The sequence below is a fragment of the Vibrio sp. YT-19(2023) genome (genome assembly GCF_033337395.1).
In genome coordinates this window covers 1-690 of the sequence record NZ_JAWOQN010000519.1, presented here as the reverse complement: position 1 = coordinate 690, position 690 = coordinate 1, and the positions used below count along the sequence as shown (strand labels likewise).

1 protein-coding gene is annotated in these 690 nt (G+C 46.5%); it reads right to left on the bottom strand.

Annotated features, from left to right (window positions below; translation table 11 throughout):
- A partial coding sequence (locus R7E78_RS26860) for an efflux RND transporter permease subunit (RefSeq protein ID WP_318058705.1) occupies positions 1 to 690 on the bottom strand: 690 nt, incomplete at both ends.

The window sequence follows — 690 nt, the reverse complement described above, 5'->3', positions numbered from 1 at the left end:
CTGCGCCAAACTGATCACAAAGCCGCAGACCGATTTATCTACCTCTTTCGGTTGGCTGTAAATCTCTGAGATTTCGACACCAACCGGTTGTTGATACTTCAACTCGGCAAGGCGACGATCAAAGGCCTTACCGACTTCAACCACGTTGACACCTTGAGCAAACGACACACCAACGTTCAGCGCTAAGCTGCCGTTAAAGTTGATGATGTTACTCGGCACTTCAACATAGCCACGTTTAATTTCCGCTACATCTTTGAGGAAAATAAGCCCTTGCGCACCAGATTCGGAGATCAACAGATCCCCTAACTCATCAACGCTTTGGAACTCACCCGTAGGCTGAATTCGAATGTACTCATCACCAATACGAATAGCGCCAGCATCAGACACAATATTTTGCGTGGACAGCAAGTTAAAAACCGTATTTGGCGACAAACCAATACTGCTTAACTTCTTCATCGAAACTTCAATAAAGACTTGCTCTTGCTGCTGACCAGAGACAGAAACCTTGCTGACGCCATCGACCAGTTCAAGCTCACGGCGTAAGGAGTCGACATAATCCAGCAACTCTTTATAGCTGTAGCCATCCCCTGGCACTGCCAACAAGATGCCGTACACATCACCGAAGTCATCAATAACCTGAGGCTCATTAACACCTGGAGGTAAGGTGACTTTTAAGTCATTCACTTTTCG